At 71.9% G+C, this 18,547-nt stretch carries 18 protein-coding genes; 11 read left to right on the top strand and 7 right to left on the bottom strand.

What is annotated here, in order from left to right:
- Position 1: 1 nt before the first annotated feature.
- From HS041_RS13155 to HS041_RS13165, 3 genes are read right to left on the bottom strand one after another with little or no spacing between them, the layout of a single operon-like run.
- Positions 2-1,642, bottom strand: a complete 1,641-nt coding sequence (locus tag HS041_RS13155) for a beta-ketoacyl synthase N-terminal-like domain-containing protein (protein ID WP_196440977.1) — start codon at positions 1,640-1,642, stop codon at positions 2-4.
- Positions 1,642-2,976, bottom strand: coding sequence for a DUF6002 family protein (locus HS041_RS13160; RefSeq protein WP_196440978.1), 1,335 nt, complete (start codon positions 2,974-2,976; stop codon positions 1,642-1,644). The genes HS041_RS13155 and HS041_RS13160 overlap by 1 nt, the downstream gene beginning before the upstream one ends.
- Before the next feature lie 16 nt (positions 2,977-2,992).
- Positions 2,993-4,042: a Rossmann-fold NAD(P)-binding domain-containing protein gene (locus HS041_RS13165; protein ID WP_196440979.1), complete on the bottom strand. Its 1,050-nt coding sequence runs from the start codon at positions 4,040-4,042 to the stop codon at positions 2,993-2,995.
- 542 nt (positions 4,043-4,584) lie between these two features.
- On the opposite strand from HS041_RS13165, the gene HS041_RS13170 reads away from it, so the two are divergent.
- Together HS041_RS13170 and HS041_RS13175 are read left to right on the top strand one after the other, a co-directional pair.
- The gene (locus HS041_RS13170) at positions 4,585-4,788 is read left to right on the top strand and encodes an MbtH family protein (protein WP_196442463.1); all 204 of its coding nucleotides are present in this window, start codon (positions 4,585-4,587) and stop codon (positions 4,786-4,788) included.
- 150 nt (positions 4,789-4,938) lie between these two features.
- Complete coding sequence (locus HS041_RS13175; RefSeq protein ID WP_196440980.1) at positions 4,939-5,268, top strand: hypothetical protein; 330 nt, start codon at positions 4,939-4,941, stop codon at positions 5,266-5,268.
- Here the strand turns inward: HS041_RS13175 and HS041_RS13180 are convergent.
- Together HS041_RS13180 and HS041_RS13185 are read right to left on the bottom strand one after the other, a co-directional pair.
- The gene (locus HS041_RS13180; RefSeq protein WP_196440981.1) at positions 5,240-6,049 is read right to left on the bottom strand and encodes an SAM-dependent methyltransferase; all 810 of its coding nucleotides are present in this window, start codon (positions 6,047-6,049) and stop codon (positions 5,240-5,242) included. The genes HS041_RS13175 and HS041_RS13180 overlap by 29 nt on opposite strands.
- 150 nt (positions 6,050-6,199) lie before the next feature.
- On the bottom strand, positions 6,200-6,796 hold the full coding sequence (locus tag HS041_RS13185) for a CGNR zinc finger domain-containing protein (RefSeq protein ID WP_307845271.1): 597 nt from the start codon (positions 6,794-6,796) through the stop codon (positions 6,200-6,202).
- 101 nt (positions 6,797-6,897) lie between these two features.
- On the opposite strand from HS041_RS13185, the gene HS041_RS13190 reads away from it, so the two are divergent.
- The 8 genes from HS041_RS13190 (at position 6,898) to HS041_RS13225 (ending at position 15,286) form a co-directional block, all read left to right on the top strand.
- Complete coding sequence (locus tag HS041_RS13190) at positions 6,898-7,761, top strand: SDR family NAD(P)-dependent oxidoreductase (RefSeq protein ID WP_230879053.1); 864 nt, start codon at positions 6,898-6,900, stop codon at positions 7,759-7,761.
- A gap of 214 nt (positions 7,762-7,975) precedes the next feature.
- On the top strand, positions 7,976-9,058 hold the full coding sequence (locus HS041_RS13195; protein ID WP_196440982.1) for a thiolase C-terminal domain-containing protein: 1,083 nt from the start codon (positions 7,976-7,978) through the stop codon (positions 9,056-9,058).
- An 88-nt stretch (positions 9,059-9,146) separates the two neighbouring features.
- Positions 9,147-10,016 carry a MurR/RpiR family transcriptional regulator gene (locus HS041_RS40000; RefSeq protein WP_196440983.1) on the top strand — a complete coding sequence of 290 codons (870 nt, stop codon included), beginning with the start codon at positions 9,147-9,149 and terminating at the stop codon, positions 10,014-10,016.
- A 4-nt stretch (positions 10,017-10,020) separates the two neighbouring features.
- Positions 10,021-10,779 (top strand): sugar isomerase domain-containing protein, encoded by a 759-nt coding sequence (locus tag HS041_RS13205; protein WP_196440984.1) that lies wholly within the window; start codon positions 10,021-10,023, stop codon positions 10,777-10,779.
- A gap of 29 nt (positions 10,780-10,808) precedes the next feature.
- Positions 10,809-12,215: an N-acetylglucosamine/diacetylchitobiose ABC transporter substrate-binding protein gene (gene ngcE / locus HS041_RS13210; RefSeq protein ID WP_230879054.1), complete on the top strand. Its 1,407-nt coding sequence runs from the start codon at positions 10,809-10,811 to the stop codon at positions 12,213-12,215.
- Between the two features lie 189 nt (positions 12,216-12,404).
- Positions 12,405-13,307: a carbohydrate ABC transporter permease gene (locus HS041_RS13215; RefSeq protein WP_196440986.1), complete on the top strand. Its 903-nt coding sequence runs from the start codon at positions 12,405-12,407 to the stop codon at positions 13,305-13,307.
- Positions 13,307-14,218 carry a carbohydrate ABC transporter permease gene (locus tag HS041_RS13220; protein ID WP_196440987.1) on the top strand — a complete coding sequence of 304 codons (912 nt, stop codon included), beginning with the start codon at positions 13,307-13,309 and terminating at the stop codon, positions 14,216-14,218. Before HS041_RS13215 ends, HS041_RS13220 begins: the two co-directional genes overlap by 1 nt.
- A 177-nt stretch (positions 14,219-14,395) precedes the next feature.
- On the top strand, positions 14,396-15,286 hold the full coding sequence (locus tag HS041_RS13225) for a chitosanase (RefSeq protein WP_196440988.1): 891 nt from the start codon (positions 14,396-14,398) through the stop codon (positions 15,284-15,286).
- Positions 15,287-15,383: 97 nt separating this feature from the next.
- On the opposite strand, the gene HS041_RS13230 is transcribed toward HS041_RS13225, so the two are convergent.
- Together HS041_RS13230 and HS041_RS13235 are read right to left on the bottom strand one after the other, a co-directional pair.
- Positions 15,384-16,070, bottom strand: a complete 687-nt coding sequence (locus HS041_RS13230) for a DNA alkylation repair protein (protein WP_307845272.1) — start codon at positions 16,068-16,070, stop codon at positions 15,384-15,386.
- A gap of 106 nt (positions 16,071-16,176) precedes the next feature.
- The gene (locus tag HS041_RS13235; protein WP_196440989.1) at positions 16,177-16,866 is read right to left on the bottom strand and encodes a TetR/AcrR family transcriptional regulator; all 690 of its coding nucleotides are present in this window, start codon (positions 16,864-16,866) and stop codon (positions 16,177-16,179) included.
- Between the two features lie 199 nt (positions 16,867-17,065).
- Here HS041_RS13235 and HS041_RS13240 point away from each other — a divergent pair, with 199 nt between their 5' ends.
- Positions 17,066-18,469 (top strand): alkaline phosphatase D family protein, encoded by a 1,404-nt coding sequence (locus HS041_RS13240; RefSeq protein ID WP_196440990.1) that lies wholly within the window; start codon positions 17,066-17,068, stop codon positions 18,467-18,469.
- Positions 18,470-18,547 lie beyond the last annotated feature (78 nt).

The following is an 18,547-nucleotide window of genomic DNA, read 5'->3' on the forward strand; positions in this document are numbered from 1 at the left end:
GTCAGACCTCCTGCCGTTGGAACGGGTAGGCGGGCAGCGAGACGACGCGGCCGTCCGCCGGCGGCCAGGCGGGCTCGTCGCCCGCCACCCAGGCCTCGGCCGCCCGCGTCAGGCCCTCCGGAGCCTCCTCCGGCGCGTCGCACGGCAGGCCGCGAAGCCCGGCGACGGCCCCGGGCAGATCCCGGCAGACGATCGCCGCCCGGTGGGCGAAGGCCCGGCGTCCGGCGGTCAGCGTGTGGGCGACGTCGTCCAGGCCGGTCCGGGGAGCCGCCTCCAGGTGGTCGGCCAGCCGCATGCGGGCCTGGCGCAACGCCTCGGGCGTCCGGGCCGAGACGGGCAGGACGCGCCAGCCGGTGGAGGCCGGGCGCGGCGGTCCGTCCGCGACCTGCTCGACGATCACGTGGGCGTTGGTCCCGCCCAGGCCGAAGGAGCTCACCCCGGCACGCCGGGTCTCCGCCTCCCAGGCCACGTTCTTGACCGGCACGTAGAAGGGGCCGAACTCGACGTCCGGGTCCGCGCGCTCGAAGTGGAGGTTGGCCGGGATGACGCCGTGCCGTACCGCCAGCACTGCCTTGATCAGCGCCGCCGCGCCCGCCGCCGCGTCGAGGTTGCCGATGTTGGTCTTGATCGAGCCGAGCGCGACGGCTCCCGGCGGCAGCGGGTCGCCGGAGAAGGCCTGGACCAGGGCGGCGACCTCGATCGCGTCCCCGACCGCGGTGCCGCTGCCGTGCGCCTCGACGAAACCGATCGCGCCGGGCGCCAGGTCGGCGTCCGCCAGCGCCTCGGCCACCACGCTCGCCTGCCCGTCGAGCCCGGGGGCGGCGAACCCGGCCCGGCGGGCGCCGTCGTTGCCCACCGCCCAGCCCCGGAGCACGGCGAGAACCCGATCCCGGCTCTCGACCGCGTCCTGCAGGCGCTTGAGCGCCAGGACCGCCACGCCGCTGCCGTAGGCGCCGCCCCGGCCGGCGGAGTCGAAGGCACGGCAGCGGCCGTCGGGCGAGACGAGGCCGCCGGACGTGTGCAGGAAGCGGGGCTCGGTGACGCTCACCCCGCCCGCGAGCGCCAGGTCGCAGCGGTAGTCGAGCAGGTGCTGGGCGGCCACGCAGACCGCGGTGAGCGAGCTCGAGCAGGCGGTCTGCACGGCCATGGCGGGGCCGGTCAGGCCCAGCCGGTAGGCCACCTGGGCGGCCGCGTAGTCGGGCGCGAAGCCCGGGACCAGCGGCTCGTCCGGGTCGCCGGTGAACTGCCGGTAGAGGAAGTGCCGGTTGACCGAGGCACCGGAGAAGACGCCGACCAGGCCGTCGAAGGCCGCGGGGTCGCAGCCCGCGTCCTCCAGCGCGGCCCAGGACTGCTCGAGGAAGATCCGTTGCTGGGGATCCATGGCGGCGGCCTCGTCCGCTGTCACGCCGAAGAAGTCGGCGTCGAACGCGCTCACGTCGGGCAGGCGGCCGCCCGCTCGCACGTGCGCCGGATCGGCCAGCAGCCGCTCACCCACCCCGAGTGCCCGCAGCTCGGCCTCGGTGTAGTCGTGCACGGCGTCCACGCCGTCGAGCAGGTTGCGCCAGAGCGAGGGCACGTCGGGAGCGCCGGGGAAACGCCCGGCCATGCCGACGACGGCGATCGCGTCCTCCGGGAGAGACATCAGCGGCAGACCACCGCGGCGACGTCCTCGACGGTCGCGACCTCGGTCATCGCCTCCGGCTCGAGCGGCGTGTAGTCCGCCGAGGTGTAGCGGCCCGATCCGTGCACCACCACGTCACGCCAGTCGTCGGCCAGGCCGCGGTCGACGGCGTTGAGCACGCCGGTCAGGGCCATGACCAGGGACCACTCCCGGAGCCGGCGGAAGTCGGCGGGCAGTTCGCAGCCGGTCCCGGCGAGCAGTTCGCGCACCTGCGGATAGCGGGCCACGCATTCGGCCAGCGAGACCACGATGCCGTCGCCGCCCGAGCGCTCGATGATCGCGTTCATCGAGGGCGAGGTGGCGGGCCGGTGGGTGTAGAACGTCGGGTCGAGCACCTCGTCCGGGTCGTAGGTCAGTGCGGGGAAGCGCGGGTCGGCCGACTGCCGGTAGAGGCCGTCCGCCAGGGTGTACTCGGGCAGGCCGGCCCGGTCGAAGGACCCGCTGCGGAGGTTGAGCACCATGTCGGGGGTGCCGAGGTGCTGCACGAGCAGGCTGGCGGGCCGGTGTTCCGGGCTCGAGGAGCCGGACGCCTCCAGCACGTCCCGGCCGCGGTGGTAGCCGAGCAGCCCGAAGGCGCTGGAGACCGCGTGCGCGTGCAGCCGGGGCCCGGTGACCGGGGAGGCCGCGTGCTCGAAGTACGCCCTGGCGGTGTCGGCGACGAGGTAGTTGGCCAGGTCCAGCGAGTACCACAGGTTTTCGCCGTTGGCCCGCAGGTCGCCGGCGTACTTGTCGGCGAAGGCCCGGCCGAGCGCTTTGACCTGCTCCGGCTCGGAGCCGTTGTAGACGAGCATCGGGTTCAGCTCGCGCAGCTCGGGATCGGCGGACAGCCGGCTGGAGCGGAGCTTGGCCAGGCACGAGCCGGGCGCCAGGATCACCGTGCGCAGCTGGTCGGGGCGGACCAGTCCGGTCTCGATCGCGCGCAGCACCGCGTCGCGCAGCGCGACGCCCTTGTTGGCCGAGGTGGGAGAGAAGATCGTGATCGCTTCGCCGTACCGCCTGATGTACTCCACCGCGCGGGCGACGATCATCAGCGAGGCGAAGGTCTTGGTGGTGCCCGTGGCGGGGTTGCCCGTGAGGTCGAGCAGGGTCAGCCGGTGCTCGCCGTACGCGCCGAGCGGTTCCCAGCGGGCGGTGGCCACCGACAGGAAACGTTCCACATCCGCGTCGAGGGCGGGCAGGTGGTAGCCGGGGGAGAAGCCGATGTCCGATCTGACCGGTTCGAGGTCGTCGACGCAGGCCGCGATCGAGGCGGGGAGGCGGTCGTAGTAGTCGATTAGCAGGTTCGCTGCGTGCATCGTCGGGCGCACCTCGTCAGTGGTAGGCGGGGAGGTCTCGGAGCCGGTCTCTGAGCTGGGAGAAGGCTGTGACGGCGGGGTCCAGGTCCGCGGCGGGGAAGCCGTCGGCGAGGTCGGGGGCGACCCGGGCGAGCTCCTCCCGGGCGGCGGGGCCGAAGGTGACGCGCGTGCCCTCCACGACCACCCCGTCCCGTACGGCTGAGCGCTGGTTGAAGGCGACGGCTTCGGCGCGGTCCAGGCCCGGCGGCAGGCGCAGGTCCAGCCGGCCGGCCGTGAGCCGTACCGGATAGCCGCCCGGCAGGCCGAGCGGCCCCGGCAGGGCGGTGTCGAGGTCGCCGCCGGTGAGCAGGCACCCCAGCACCCGGGCGGCGGTCAGGCCGGTGACGTGGTTGAGCTCGGTGCGCTGGGCGGCCCGCTGGGCGGCGAGGAGCGTGCCGACGTCGGCGAGCGGGCGGCCCCGGTGCCAGACCCGCGCCTCGTCCTCGGGGGAGGCGGGCGCATGCAGGTGGACGTGGTGGGCGAGCACCTGCAGCTCCCGCTGGTCGGCCAGACCGAGGGCGGTCTGGAGGCTCGCGGCCAGCAGGCCGGCGTTGCCGATCCCGCACAGCACCGGGACGCCGCACGCGGCCAGCACGGGGTTGACCGCGTCGGGGAAGCAGGCGTTGACGAACCAGGACGCGGGGGCGGCATCGGCGAGCGCCGTGCCCGCGCGGAGGGCGGCCTCGGCCTGGAACGGCAGCGTGAGCCCGAAGCCGCCGCGCCGGAGCAGGGAGGTCCAGGCCGAGGGGGAGCCGAGCGACTCCCAGGGGGATTGGCTGGAGGCGGCCAGCAGCACGCCCGCCGGAGCGGCGGTCGCCAGGGCCTCGGGCAGAGGGCCCGTCACCGGGCGGAAGGTCGCGCCGGAGCCGGCGAGTGCGGCTCTGACCATACTGATGTGGCATACCTCGGCGGTCCGAGCCGGGTCGCGCCCGATCACGGTGACCTGAGCCGGCGGGCCGGTCACGGCCAGGGCATAGCAGACGGCTCTGGCCAGGCCACCGGTGCCGATGACTGCCAGCCCGGTCATGGGCCCTCCTCTGTCGGTCCCATGACCGCGTCCCCCGCGTTGGGATCCCCTATAACCAGGTCAGTGCGCCTGTCGATGACCTCGGTGATTCCCGTCATGCCGCTCTGGCCGGCAACGGAAGGTGACTGTGCACCGCCATGCTGGACGACGCCTCTCTCCACGCTGGTAAGCACGGAATTAAGGATGAACCCACAAAACTTGTATGGATTACCCGTTATGGCCCGTATCGTGGTGACGATTTTGGGCCCGGCCCATATTCCACAGTTCACCCATGTGCTGTCAATCCTCCACCTTCCGGTCACGAGTACTGTCAGTGATCATGGGGTGCGGTTCTCCCGACAAGTGTTGACTTGCCGGGTTCCGGTCGACTTCAATCGGCGGCACTTCGTCGAGGACGACTACTGGCGCTGTCAGGGCCGGATAAAGTGTCCTACCGCCCCTTCGTGGGCCGTAATTTGTCGTGTTTTGGGCTCTGAGTCCCACATTGTTCTTTGGCGTGTCCGGCGACCCCGCGACGCGGCGAATAAGGAGTAGGCGTGTCCATGCCCAATGGCGACTACAAGGTAGTGATCAACCACGAAGAGCAATACTCGATCTGGGCGTCGGACCGCCCCACGCCGGCCGGCTGGCGGGATGAAGGATTTTCGGGCGACCGTAACAGTTGCCTCGAGTATGTCGACAAGGTGTGGACGGACATGAGGCCCCGCAGCCTGCGTGAGGCCATGCAGGAGTCCGAACGGGCGTGAGTACGCCCGTGGGTCGGGCGCCCGGTTTCGTGCTTCCTGTCCTCTTTCGCGCAGGAGCGGCTCTGGTCTGCGGACCAGCTGGAACCCGGCCGCGCCGTCCGCAACATCCCGTTCGGCGCCGGCGTGCCGGCCGGTGCCGAGCCTGACGCCGTGACCGCCGCCCCGGCCAGGGTCGTCGCCCGCCACGAGGTGCTGCGAACCGCGCTGGAGAACCGCGACGGCGTGCCGGCCCGGATCGTGCCGCCCGAGGTCCCGCCCGAGGTCCCGGTCACCGATCTGCGCGGGCTCCTCGCCGATGAGCAGCAGGCGCGGCCCGCCCGGGCGCGCGACGCCGACATCTGCCGCAGCGCGGCGCCGTCCTCTTCCGACGGGGAGCTTCCTCTTCAGGCGACGTTCGGGGACGGGAGCGCGCCGCGTGCGACGGCCGGCCGCGGCAGGCCGGTCCGACCCGTCACGGCATCCGGGCCACCACGCCGATGATGCCGGGGCGGGAGAGGTCGGCGGCGGCGTCCTCCTCGAACTCCGGGCGCCATGACTGGACCGGGACGATGCCCGGGTCGAGCACCTCCAGGCCCTCGGTGTAGGCGGCCAGGTGGGCGGGCGGCCGGGTGACGATCGACCCGGCGGAGGTGGCGCGGTAGACGCCCGTCGCCTTGGCGTGGGCCTCCTCCGGCATGTCTCCGGCGTGGATGTGGGAGATCACCAGGTGGCTGCCGGGGACCATGACGTCGCGGACCGCCGCGACGATGCCGGCGGCGGCGTCGTCGTCCGGGACGAAGTGGAGCATGGCCAGCAGGAGGACGGCGACCGGCTGGTCGAAGTCGATGTTCGCGCGGATGGCGGGGTGGTCGAGCAGGGCCTTGGGCTCGCGCATGTCGGCCTGGACGACGACGGTGTGGGGGTTGTCCTCCAGCAGGGCCCTGCCGTGCGCCAGGACGATGGGGTCGTTGTCGACGTAGACGACCCGGGCGTCGGGGATGACGCGGTGGGCGACCTGGTGGACGTTCTCCTGGGTGGGCAGGCCGGAGCCGATGTCGAGGAACTGGCGCACGCCGCGGCCGGCGATCTCGGTCACCGCCCGGGACAGGAACGCGCGGTTGGCCCTGGCGTTGGCCCGGGCGTCCGGGACCGCTTTGATGATCTCCTCGGCGGCCTGGCGGTCGGAGGCGAAGTTGTCCTTGCCGCCCAGGTAGTAGTCGTACATCCGGGCCACGCTCGGGACCGTCGGATCGATCCCCGCCGGTGTCTGCTCGCCGTCCATGACGCTCTCCTCGGACCCTCGCTGATCATCTGCTGGCGATGCTAGATGACGATGGGAGCCGATTTTTGATCTTTGTTCATGTTTTTCCCGGAAAGTGCGACCAGCGGGCGCGTCCCGTCGGCCCGGAGGCCGAGCGCCGCCCGCCGGCCCCTACGGGTTGCGGCCCTGCTCTCCCGCCGCCCGCCGGCTGCGGTAGGAGCGCATCGCGACCTGCGCCCCGCAGGGTCGCGGACTGCAGTACGTCGCGGACGAGTTGCGGGTGCGGTCGTAGAACCCGAGGTGGCAGGGCGGGTTGCGGCAGGCCTTCAGCCGCGTCCACGTGCCCTGCCGGGCGAGATCGGCCACGGCCGCGAGCAGGCTGCCGAAGGCGCCGGGCACACCCGCGTGGGCGGGGAGGAGCCGGACGTCCCGAGAGGTGACGACGGGCGACAGGGGGTACAGCACCCCGCTGCGCCGCAGGTACGCCTCGGCCGCCTCCAGCGCCGTGCCGTCGTCCGGCTCGCCGGCGTGCGCGAGCAGGACGGTGACCAGGGCCTCCCTCAGCTCGCGGGCGGTCGTGGCGTCCCCCTCGGTGACGAGGATCCCCTCGGCGACCAGTCCGGTGGTGCGCAGCCAGAGCGCCGCCGACGAGGCGTCGGCCAGCCGCTCCTCGCGACCGGCGATCGGCCGGGTGTTGACGAAGTCGAGCACGAGGTCCGCGGCTTCGTGCGGGCTGAGAGGACTGTGCTGCCCCTGATCGGTGACCACGTCCACCATCATAGGTAAGCATGGAGCAAATGCCTTGAGCAAATAACTAATGCTAGGTGCTCGGCTTGCTAGTTATGTGCAAACTGACTACGGTCATAACCATGTCGATCAAAGCAGAGTCCATGACCACCGGCCGTTCCTGGTTCGTCACCGGCGGCTCCTCCGGAATCGGCCGCGAGCTGACGCTCGCGGCCCTCGACCGCGGTGACCGCGTCGCCGCGGTGGCGCGCAACGTCGCCGACCTCGCGGGCCTCGCCGGGCGCTTCCCCGGACGCCTCCTCGTCCTGGGGCTCGACATCCGCGACGAGGCCGCGGTGCGCGGCGGCGTCGACCGGGCCGTCGCCGAGTTCGGCCGCCTCGACGTGGTGGCGAACAACGCGGGATACGGCCTCTTCGGAGCCGTCGAGGAGGCGAGCGACGCGCAGGCCAGGGCGGTCTTCGACACGAACGTCTTCGGTCTCCTCAACGTGCTGCGCGCCACGTTGCCGGTGCTGCGGGCGCAGCGCTCCGGGCACGTCCTGCAGGGTTCGTCGGTGTACGGGCAGACGGCCCACCCGGGAGTGGGCCTGCTGGCCGCCACCAAGTACGCGGTGGAGGGGCTGTCGGACGCCCTGGCCGCCGAGCTGGCACCGCTCGGTGTCAAGGTGACGCTGATCGAGCCCGGCTACACGGCCACCGCGTTCCTGTCCAACCTCGCCTTCGCCGAGCCGGTGCCCGACTACGACCCGACGGTGCGGGCCGTGCAGCGGTCCCTCGGCGAGCTGCCGGCGGAGGCGTTCGCCGACCCGGCCCGGGTGGCGCGGGCCATGCTGGCCGCCGTGGACGCCGAGCACCCTCCGCTCCGTCTGGCGCTGGGCGGGCAGGCCGAGGGCGACATGAGGGCCTCCCTCGCCGCACGACTGCGTGACCTGGACGAATGGGCGGACGTGACCCGGGGGGTCGACCGCGCGCCCGTGCCCTCCTGATCCCGCCCGGGCCGGTGGGGAGCGGGCGGCGGCCGGGCCTCCGCCCGCCACCCGGCGGCCCGGCGCGACCGGTACCGAGCAAGCGCTTGCCTAAGTGGATGGGCCGCGTTAGCGTGGCGGACGGCGGCCCGGCGGAGGGCGGCCCACAGGCGTCACCCGCCGGGGCGGATCGCGCCCCGTCCCGGCGGGTGACACGAACCTCCCGGGAGGCTCGATGCGGGGCAGGGCGGCCGTCGCCGGCATCGGGATGACGGCCCTGACGCGGGAGTCCGGCAGGACCGAGCTGGAACTCGCGGTCGAGGCGTCCCGGGCGGCCTGCGCCGACGCGGGCGTCGAGCCCGGCGAGGTCGACGCGGTGCTCAGCTACCACCTCAACGACTCGGCCCCGGTGGTCCAGGTCGCCGCGGCCCTGCGGATCGAGCGGCTGGGCTGGCACAACGACATCACCGGCGGCGGCACCCAGGCGGCCTCCATCCTGGGCGAGGCGGCCATGCTGGTCGCCGCGGGCCTGGCCCGGACGGTCCTGGTCTACCGCGCGTTGAACGGCCGTTCCGGCACGCGCATGAACACCGTCTCCACCGGCCCGCAGGAGCGCTTCACCCGCCCGTACGGCATGGCCGGCCCGATCCCGATGTTCGCCCTGGCCGCCCAGCGCTACCTGCACGAGACCGGCCTGACCGGGGAGCACCTGCACGCGGTCGTGGCCCAGTCCCGCGAGAACGCCGCGGCCAACCCCCGTGCCCTGCGCCGGGACCCGCTCTCCCTTGAGGACTACCTGGCCAGGCCGTACGTCTGCTCACCGCTGCGGACCGTCGACTGCTGCCAGGAGACCGACGGCGCGTGCGCGCTGGTGGTCCGCGACGTACGGCTGGCGCCGGCGGCGCCCCGCATCCACACCGTGGTCCGGGGCGGCGGTCCCGGTTGCTCCTCCATGGACCGGTCGCCGGACGTCACGCAGACCTTCTCCGCCCACCTCGCGCCCCTGCTCTGGGAACGGTCGGGCATGAAGCCCGGTGACGTGGACGTGGCGCTGCTCTACGACGCCTACTCCTGGCTGGTTCCCCGCCAGCTGGAGGACTTCGGCCTGGCGGCGCGCGCCGAGCTCGGGGAGTTCCTGCTCCACCGGCGCCACGCCGCGGTCAACCCGCACGGCGGCCTGCTCTCGGAGGGCTACGTGCACGGGCTCAACAACGTGGCGCAGGCCGTACGGGAGCTCCGGCGGGGCCGCGGGACGGCGCTGGTGACCGGGTTCGGCGGCAGCTACGGCAGCGCCGCGCTCCTCGTGCGGGAGGGCTGACTTCCGGCGACGGTCCCGTGTCGCCCTTGACGCGGCCCGCAGGCAAGAATAATTTTCATCCATCCCCCAGCGGGTGAAAGGAACGCCTGTGGCCGCCGGCGCGCTCGGACGCATCCAGACCGAGACGCCTGCCCTGCCCGAGGCGCTGCGCCGGGTGGGGGAGGCGATCCTGGCCGATCCCGCAGGGGCGGCCAGGTCCACGATCATCGCGCTCGCCGAGGTCAGCGGGAGCTCACCCGCCACCGTCACCCGCTTCTGCCGGATCTTCGGCTTCGGCGGATACGCCGAGCTGCGGGTCGCGCTCGCCACCGAGACCGGCCGGGCCGCGCAGGCCCACTGGGACGCCGGGGTGGGCCACGAGATCGGCCCGACCGACCCGCTCGACGCGGCGATCGGCGTGATGGCCGCCGCCGACTCCCGGCTCATCCAGGACACCGCCGCGCAGCTCGACCCGGAGACCGTCGCCGCGATCGCCGACGCGATCGTCGCGGCACGGCGGGTCCTGATCTTCGGCGTCTCCACCAGCGGCGCGGTCGCAGGCATGCTGGGCGGACGGCTGCGCCGTATCCGCGTGCCCTGCTGGAGCCATGCCGACGCGCACGAGGCGCTGGCCGACGCGGCTCTGCTGGCCGAGGGCGACGTGGCGATCGGCATCTCCCACCAGGGACGCACCCGGGAGGTCCTGGAGTCCCTCGCCGAGGCCGGCGACCGGGGCGCGCTGACCGTGGCCGTCACCTCCTTCGCCCGCTCCCCGCTGGCCGAGCTCGCCGACCGGGTGCTGACCACCGCGAGCCGGGAGACCACCTTCAGGCTGGGCGGCCTGGCCGCCGTGCACTCCCAGCTCTTCGTGCTGGACGCGGTCTACGTCGCGGTCGCGCAGCGCACCTACGAGCGGACCAACGAGTCGTTCGAGCGGACGATCCGGGCGCTGGAGAGCCACCGGGTGGAGAGGAGCTGATCGCTTGGACACCGGTGCGGCCGACTACGTCCACGAGGTGCGGGTCCTGATCGACGAGATCGCCCGGACGCGGGACGAGGCTGTCGGGAGGGCCGCCGCGCTGATGACCGCCTCGCTGCGCGCCGGCGGGGTGATCCAGGCCTTCGGCTCCGGCCACTCCGAGGCCGTCGCGATGGAGATCGCCGGGCGCGCGGGCGGTCTGGTGCCCAGCAACCGGCTCGCCCTGCGCGATGTCGTCCTGTACGGCGGGGCGCCGGTGAACGTGCTGACCGGTCCTCCCGGCGAGCTGGAGCGCGATCCGTCGATCGCGCGGAGGATCTACGACCTGGCCCCCGTCGAGCCGGGGGACGTGTTCGTGCTGATCTCCAGCTCCGGCGTGAACGGTTCGGTGGTGGAACTGGCCTCCATCGTCAAGGAGCGCGGCCACGGCCTGGTCGCCCTGACCTCGGTCCAGCACAGCACCGCGATGGCCTCCCGCCATCCCTCGGGGCGCAAACTCCTCGACTTCGCCGACGTGGTGCTCGACAACGGCGCCCCGTACGGCGACGCGGTCCTGCCGCTCCCGGACGGCGGCGCGTTCGGCGCGGTCTCCACGATCACCTCGGCGCTGCTGGCCCAGATGGTCGTGGCCGAGACGGTGCGCGGACTGATCGAGGCGGGTGAGGACCCGCCGGTCTACCGCTCCGCCAACGTGACCGGCGGAGACGAGCACAACCGGGCTCTGGAGAGCCGCTATGCCGGAAGGATCCGGCGAGGTGCCTAGTCGTCGTGCCCAGTTACCCAGGAGGAAGCATGACTCCGTTGTCCAGACGAGAGCTCCTGCGAAGTGCGGTCCTCGCCGGGATCGCCCTGCCCGCGCTGTCGGCCTGCGCCACCCCGGCAGGCGACGGCGCCGTCTCCCCGGCGCCCGCCGCCGGGGCGACCAGCGCCGCCAACCCGCTCGGCCTCGCCGAGGACCGGCCCCTGGAGATCTGGATCTTCGACGGCGGCTTCGGCGACGCCTACGCCAAGGAGATCCACGAACCGATGCTCAAGGCGAAGTACCCCAAGCTGGAGATCAGGCACAACGCGACCCAGGAGATCGCCAAGACCCTCCAGCCGCGCTTCGCCGGGGGCGACCCGCCGGAGTTCGTCAACAACTCCGGCGCCAACGCGATGGACTTCGGGGCCCTGGTCCAGGACGGCCAGCTCACCGACCTCACCCCGCTGTACGCCGCGCCGAGCTGGGACGACCCCGCCGTCCCGGTGCGCGACACGATCGACTCCGCCGCCATCGAGCTGGGCAGCTACGACGGCACGCCGTACGTCCTGAACTACGTCAACACGGTCTGGGGAATCTGGTACTCGCAGAAGCTCTTCGACGCGGAAGGCTGGCAGGTGCCCACGACGTGGGAGGAGTTCACGGCGCTCTGCGAGACGATCAAGAAGTCGGGCAGGGCCGCGCCCTTCACCTACGCGGGCAGGCACCCCTACTACATCTACGAGGCCATCCTGACCCTGGCGGCCAAGGTCGGCGGCAAGGACGTGCTGAAGAACATCGACAACCTCCAGGACGGCGCCTGGACGGCCGAGCCGGTCAAGCAGGCGGCGACCGCCTTCGCCGAGCTCGGCGCCAAGTACCTCCTGCAGGGCACCGCCGGACTGGACCACGTCCAGACCCAGACCGCGCAGAACAAGGGGCAGGTCGCGATGCTGCCCTGCGGCTCCTGGCTGGAGAACGAGCAGAAGGACACCACCCCGGCCGACTTCGGATACGCGATGTTCCCGCTCCCGGACCTCACCGCCTCCGACGCCATGCCGTACGGCACGCTGCACGTCCAGCCGGGCGAGGAGTACGTCGTGCCGGCCCGGTCGGCCAATCCCCGCGCGGGCCTGGAGTACATGCGGGCGATGCTCTCCAGGCAGGGCGCGGGGGACTTCATGGAGCTGGTCTCCACGCTCACCGTCGTCAAGGACGCCGGCAGGGGCCGCACGCTCAAGCCGGGCCTGGCGAGCGCCTCCCGGGCCCGGGAGGCGGCGGGGGACAACACGGTCTGGTTCCTGTTCCGCAAGTGGTACGCCGAGCTGCACGACGAGGTGGCCGCCGCCTCGGGCCAGCTCATGAACGGGAAGCTGACCGTGGACGAGTGGGCCGAGCGCGCCCAGCGGAAGGCCGACGCGATCAAGGACGACTCGTCGGTCAAGAAGTTCACCAGGTGACAGGCCCGTGAGGCGCGGGAGCGGGTGCGACGGGGGGAGCGGAGTGGTCGGCGAGGGACGAGCGGGCCGCGCAGCGAGTGAGGAGCGGTGAGCGACCCATGAGGCGCGGGAGCGGGTGCGACGGGGGGAGCGGAGTGGTCGGCGAGGGACGAGCGGGCCGCGCAGCGAGTGAGGAGCGGTGAGCGACCCATGAGGCACGGCAGGACGCGGTTCGTCGCGGGCTTCCTCGCGGTCCCGGTGGCGCTCTACGTGATCTACGTGATCGCCCCCTACGCGCAGGCGTTCCACATCGCCTTCACCGACTGGCGCGGGGTGAACGCCGACCCGCGATTCGTCGGGACCGAGAACTTCGAGAGGCTGCTGGCCGACGACGTCTTCTGGAGGGCGGTCGGCCACAACCTCCTCCTGCTGGTCCTGCTGCCGCTGCTCACCATCGTGATCGCGTTGTTCTTCGCCTTCCTGCTCAACGCGGGCGGGACGGGGGGCGCCGGGGGCGTCCGGGGGTCGCGGTTCTACCGGGTGGTGTTCTTCTTCCCCCAGGTCCTCGCGGTCGCCGTGGTCGCGGTGCTGTTCCAGCAGGTTTTCCGTCCGGACCGGAGCGGCATGCTCAACGCGCCGCTGATCGCGATGGGGCTGGAGCCGGTCGGCTTCCTGTCCGACACCGACGTCGCCCTCTGGTCGATCCTCGGCGTGCTGGTCTGGCAGGCGGTCGGGTTCTACGTGGTGCTCTTCTCGGCGGGCATCGCCTCCATCCCGCGTGAGCTGTTCGAGGCGGCGGCGATCGACGGGGCCTCGGGGCCGCCGATGTTCTTCCGGGTCACGCTCCCGCTGCTCTGGGACACCGTCCAGGTCGGCTGGATCTACCTCGGCATCCTCGCACTGGACGTCTTCGCGATCGTCTGGGTCATGACGGCCGAGCAGGGTGGTCCCGACCACTCCACGACCGTGATGGCGGCGGAGATCTACCGCAATGCCTTCGAGTACTTCAAGTTCGGCTACGCCTGCGCGATGGGCGTGGTGCTGTTCTTCTTCACCATCGGGTTCGCGGCGCTGGCCCTGCGCCTGTCGCGGCGTGAGCGGATCGAGTTCTGATGGCCGGAGCAGTGATCGTCCGGGGCCGGGCCCACGCCCGCGAGGAGCGCAGGAGGCGGCTCGGGCCGCTCTCGGCGTTGACCCACGTCGCGCTGCTGGTCTGGGCGGTGCTGGTGATCGTCCCGATCGTGTGGACCTTCCTGGCCTCGGTGAAGAGCGAGGACGAGATCTTCGGCGACGCCTGGTCGCTTCCGGCCTTCCCGCGGTTCGACAACTGGGCCCGCGCCTGGGAGCAGGCGCACGTCGGGCAGTACATGGTCAACAGCGTCGTCGTGGTGGCGTTCAGCACGTTCGGCACGATGCTGTTCGGCTCGATGGCCGCCTACGTGCTCGCCCGCTACCGGTTCCGCGGCAACCGGGCGATCTACCTGCTGTTCGTCTCGGGCCTGGCCTTCCCGGTCTACCTGGCGCTCACCCCGCTGTTCTTCGTGGTGCAGAACATGGGCCGGGTCCCGGTGGTCGGCCCGTTCATCGGCCTGAACACCCACGGCGGGCTGGTCCTGGTCTACATCGCCTACTCGCTGCCGTTCACCGTGTTCTTCCTGGCGGCGTTCTTCCGCACGCTGCCCGGGGCGGTGGCCGAGGCCGCCTTCGTGGACGGGGCCTCGCACACCCGGGTGTTCTTCCAGGTCATGCTCCCGATGGCCAGGCCGGGCATCGTCAGCGTGACCGTCTTCAACATCCTGGGCCAGTGGAACCAGTACCAGCTCCCGCTGGTGCTGCTCACCTCGGCCAAGGACAAGTGGGTGCTCACCCAGGGCATCGCCGACATCTCCACGGCCGCCGGGTACGACGCCGACTGGTCGGCGCTGTTCGCCGCGCTGAGCATGGCGATCCTGCCGATGCTGATCGTCTACACGCTCTTCCAGAGCCAGATCCAGAAGGGCCTCACCGCCGGTGCGCTGAAGTAGCGGCGGAGGAGCGCCTTAGGGGCTTAATCCACCCTTAAGGCGGTGCTATCCGGCGATTAAGGCGGAACTGATTGACTGGCGCGGTGCGATAGCGGTTAAGTTTGTTAGGAAGGTTTCCTAACGAACCGGGCAGACACGCCCGGGGACGATCCTCCGTCACCCTCACTGGAGAGACACGTGCCCATCTCGTCAGCGCCTCGCCCCGGCCGCCGCGCCGTGCTCCGCCTCGCCCCCGCCCTGGCCGCCGTCCCGGCCCTGATCGCGTTCGCGCCCTCCGGACACGCGGCTCCGCAGCCCGCGGCGTCCGCGATGTCCGTGACGTCCTCTGCGTCCCCTGTGTCCTCTGTGTCCTCCGCCCGGGTCGACCTCACCGACCCGCGCAAGAAGGACGTCGCCATGCGGCTCGTCTCCAGCGCGGAGAACTCCTCGCTCGACTGGCGGGCGCAGTTCGGCTACATCGAGGACATCGGCGACGGCCGCGGCTACACCGCCGGGATCATCGGCTTCTGCTCGGGCACCGGCGACATGCTGGACCTGGTCGAGCTCTACGCGCAGCGCAAACCCGGCAATGTGCTCGCGAAGTACCTGCCGGCCCTGCGCAGGGTGAACGGCACCGACTCCCACGCGGGCCTCGGCTCGAAGTTCGTCAGGGACTGGAAGGCCGCCGCCGGGGACGGGGCGTTCCAGCGGGCGCAGGAGGACGAGCGCGACCGGGTCTACTTCAACCCGGCGGTCACCCAGGCCAAGAAGGACGGCCTGCGGGCCCTGGGCCAGTTCGCCTACTACGACGCCATCGTCATGCACGGCGGCGGGAGCGACCCGGAGAGCTTCTGGTCGATCCGGAAGAACGCTCTGAAGAAGGCGAAGCCCCCGGCTCAGGGCGGTGACGAGACCAGGTACCTGCACGCGTTCCTGGACGCCCGCAAGAAGGCCATGCAGGCCGAGGCGGCCCACGAGGACACCAGCCGGGTGGACACCGCCCAGCGGGTCTTCCTCAACAAGGGCAACCTGGACCTGGACACCCCGCTCTCCTGGAAGGTCTACGGCGACCCGTACACGATCAGGTAGCCCGGAGGGGCGCAGCGGTCCGGGCGGTGGCGTCCCGCCCGGACCCTCGGGCGTCGCTCCGCCGTGACGGCGAAGATGGCGAGACGCGGGCGGGCGTCTACCGGCCCGGGAGGTTCTTCAGGGCCTCGCGGCGGCTCAGGCCGCTGATCCCCTTGTGCGCGACGTAGCGCAGGACCTCGCGGGGATTGGTCTTGGCGTACTCGCGCAGGGCCCAGCCGATCGCCTTGCGGGCGAAGAAATCGGTGTCGGACAGGCTGGGCTCGATGCAGGCGTAGAGCAGGCCGGTGTCGGTGGCGGCCTTGAACTTGTTCTGGCAGATGATCGAGGTGCGGCGCTTCCACAGGTCGTCGCTGTGCGCCCATTCGAGCATGAGGGGGCGCATGGTGTCGGGGAACGCCTTCAGCAGGGGTCCGACCCGCTGGATGGCGACCTCGTCGACGAGGTCCCACCACGCTCCGGAGACGACCATCTCCTCGTAGATCGGGAGGGTGTAGAGCGTCTGGCCCCAGTGACGGGGGAACCCGGTGAGGGTGATCGCCGCGTAGCGCTCCTCGCGGTACTCCGCCTCGCGCCAGAGGGCGAGCACGGCCCTGCGCCACTCGGGAGCGCTGTCGATCGGATACTCGGCGAAGACCTTCCTCAGCACCGCGCGGCGCGGTGTGGCCTGCACGCCCAGGAACGGCATGGCCGACTTCATGTAGGCCTGCATGGCAGAAGCCTTGGCGGGGTCGGCCACCTCCGCGAGCGCCAGCCGTACGGCCTTCTGCAGCGTCTCCGGGGTCACTCGCCGCTCCTCGTTCGCCGTGCGTGCGGTGCGTTCAACGCCGGCCGCCGCGCTCACCGGGTGGGGGGTCGATCGTGGCCTCGGGCTGGCGGAGGCCGCGACGGGGTCAGGCCTGCTGGCTCGTCCGCTCTCCGGTGGCCAGGCCGTCGAAGAGGACGGTGACGTAGTGGTCGGCGAGGCCGGCGGTGTTGAGCCGGCCGCCCGGGCGGAACCAGCGGACGGCGACCCAGATGGTGTCGCGGATCATCCGGTAGGTGAGCTTGGGGTCCACGTCGGCGCGGAACTGCCCGGCGGCCTGGCCGCGCTTGATCTGCTCCACCCACATGCGCTCGACCTCGTCCTCGGCCTTGACGAGGTAGTCGAAGCGGTCACCGGGCAGGGATCGCAGGTAGTTCCAGTCGTTCTGCATGACCGTGATCGCCGCGCGGTGCGGCTCCAGGGTGCTGAAGCCGATCCGCACCATCTCTGACAGGATCGTGCGGGGGTCTCCGTCCTGCTCCAGGGCGGCCCGGTAGCGGCCGACGAGGTCGTCGAGGAAGGTGGTGAGCACCTCGTCGACGATCGTCTCCTTGGAGTCGAAGTGGTGGTAGAGGCTCCCGGACAGGATGCCCGCCTCCTCCGCGATCTCGCGGACGGTGGTCGCCTGGAACCCCTTGCGGGCGAAGAGCTCGGCGGCGAGTTTGACGAGGTGGTCGCGGCGCTCGGAGGCCGAGCCGGACGCGGTCGCGCGCTTCGTCGTGCCCTGGCGCTTGACCGGGGTGGTGGCGGCGCCGCCGGAGTTCTTTCGCGTGTTCACCTTCCCATTATGAGCCCTTGCGCAATCGCTTGTTCACGGGAACGCGCCAGCTCACCCCTCCCCTCGCCATTGATCAAGCGCTTGTTCCCTGATCGCGGCCCAGGGCCGCGGTGGGAGTGCAGGCGGATTGATATGACGATCACCGGAATACTCTGACAAATCATCAGCATGGCCGCATGCCGTACGACACGATCGTGTCATGACGAATCTCGGCTACCCCTTCACGCTGGGCGTCGCGTCGGGGGAGCCGCTCCCCGACAGCGTGATCATCTGGACCCGGCTCGCCCCGGAGCCGCTGGGCCGGGACCCCCGAAGGCCGGGCGGGATGCCGGGCCTGGTCGTGCCGGTCCGCTGGCAGGTCGCCGAGGACGAGGGCTTCCGCCGGATCGTGCGGCAGGGCACCGCCCAGGCCGACCGGCGCTGGGCGCACAGCGTGCACGTCAAGGTCGACGGGCTGAGGCCGGGCGGCGACTACTTCTACCGCTTCTCGGTGGGCGCGCCGTTCGCCGCCACGACGAGCCCGGCCGGCCGGACCAGGACCGCCCCGGCCGCCGGCGCCGCGACGCCGGTGCGGTTCGCCTTCGTCTCCTGCCAGCGCTACGAGCACGGCCACTTCACCGCGCTGCGGCACCTGGCCGACGAGCGGCCGGACGTGGTCCTCCAGCTCGGCGACTACATCTACGAGTACGGCAGGCCCGCCGATCCCGGTCCGGGCCGTTACGTCCGCCGGCTGGAGGCGCCCGAGGAGGCGTGCCAGACCCTGCAGCAGTACCGCAACCGCTACGCCCGCTACCGGACCGACCCGGATCTGCAGGCCGCGCACCGGGCCGCGCCCTGGATCGCCACCTGGGACGACCACGAGGTCCGCGACAACTACCGGGGCGCGCTGCCCGGCGACGGCTCCGACCCGGCCGTGTTCAGGCGCCGCAGGGCCGCCGCCTACCAGGCCTACTACGAGCACCTGCCGCTGCGGGTGCGGCCCTCGGCGTCCGGGTTGCAGATGCACCGGTGGCGGCCGTACGGCCGGGCCGCGGACTTCCTGGTCCTGGACGTCCGCCAGTACAGGACCGCGGCCACCATGCTCGGCACCGCGCAGGAGGAGTGGCTGCTGGCCCGGCTGGCCGGGTCGGCGGCACGGTGGAAGGTGCTGGTGCAGCCGCTGTTCTTCTCCCGCAGGTTCGTCCCGGGCCCGCCGCCCAACCTGCGCGCGGACGCGTGGGACGGCTACCCGGAGTTCCGCCGGCGCGTCACGGGCGCGGGCGTCCGGGGCCTGGTCGTGATCGCCGGTGACGTGCACAACGCCTGGGCCGGGGAACTGCGGGCCGACTTCGCCGATCCGGCTTCGGCCCCGGCGGGGGTGGAGCTCGTCGGCTCGTCGGTGACCAGCATGCCTCCTGCCACCGACTCCGCCGCGGTCCTCGCGGCCAACCCGCACCTGAGGTTCTTCGACGGCCGCCGCGGCTACGTGGTCTGCACGGCGGGGGTGGAAGGCTTCCACGCCGCCTACCGCGCCGTCGACTTCGTCGACAGGCCGGGCTCCCCGGTGCGGACGGCTGCGGGCTTCGGCGTCCGGGACGACCGCCTCGTCCCCGACGCCGTCTGAACCGGCCCGCTTCCCGGACCGTTCCGTCCCAGACGTCACTCAAGCGTGACCTGGGGCCGGAAGACCCGTGGTCAGCCC

The sequence above is a fragment of the Planomonospora sp. ID67723 genome (assembly GCF_015711605.1).
Lineage (GTDB): Bacteria > Actinomycetota > Actinomycetes > Streptosporangiales > Streptosporangiaceae > Planomonospora_A.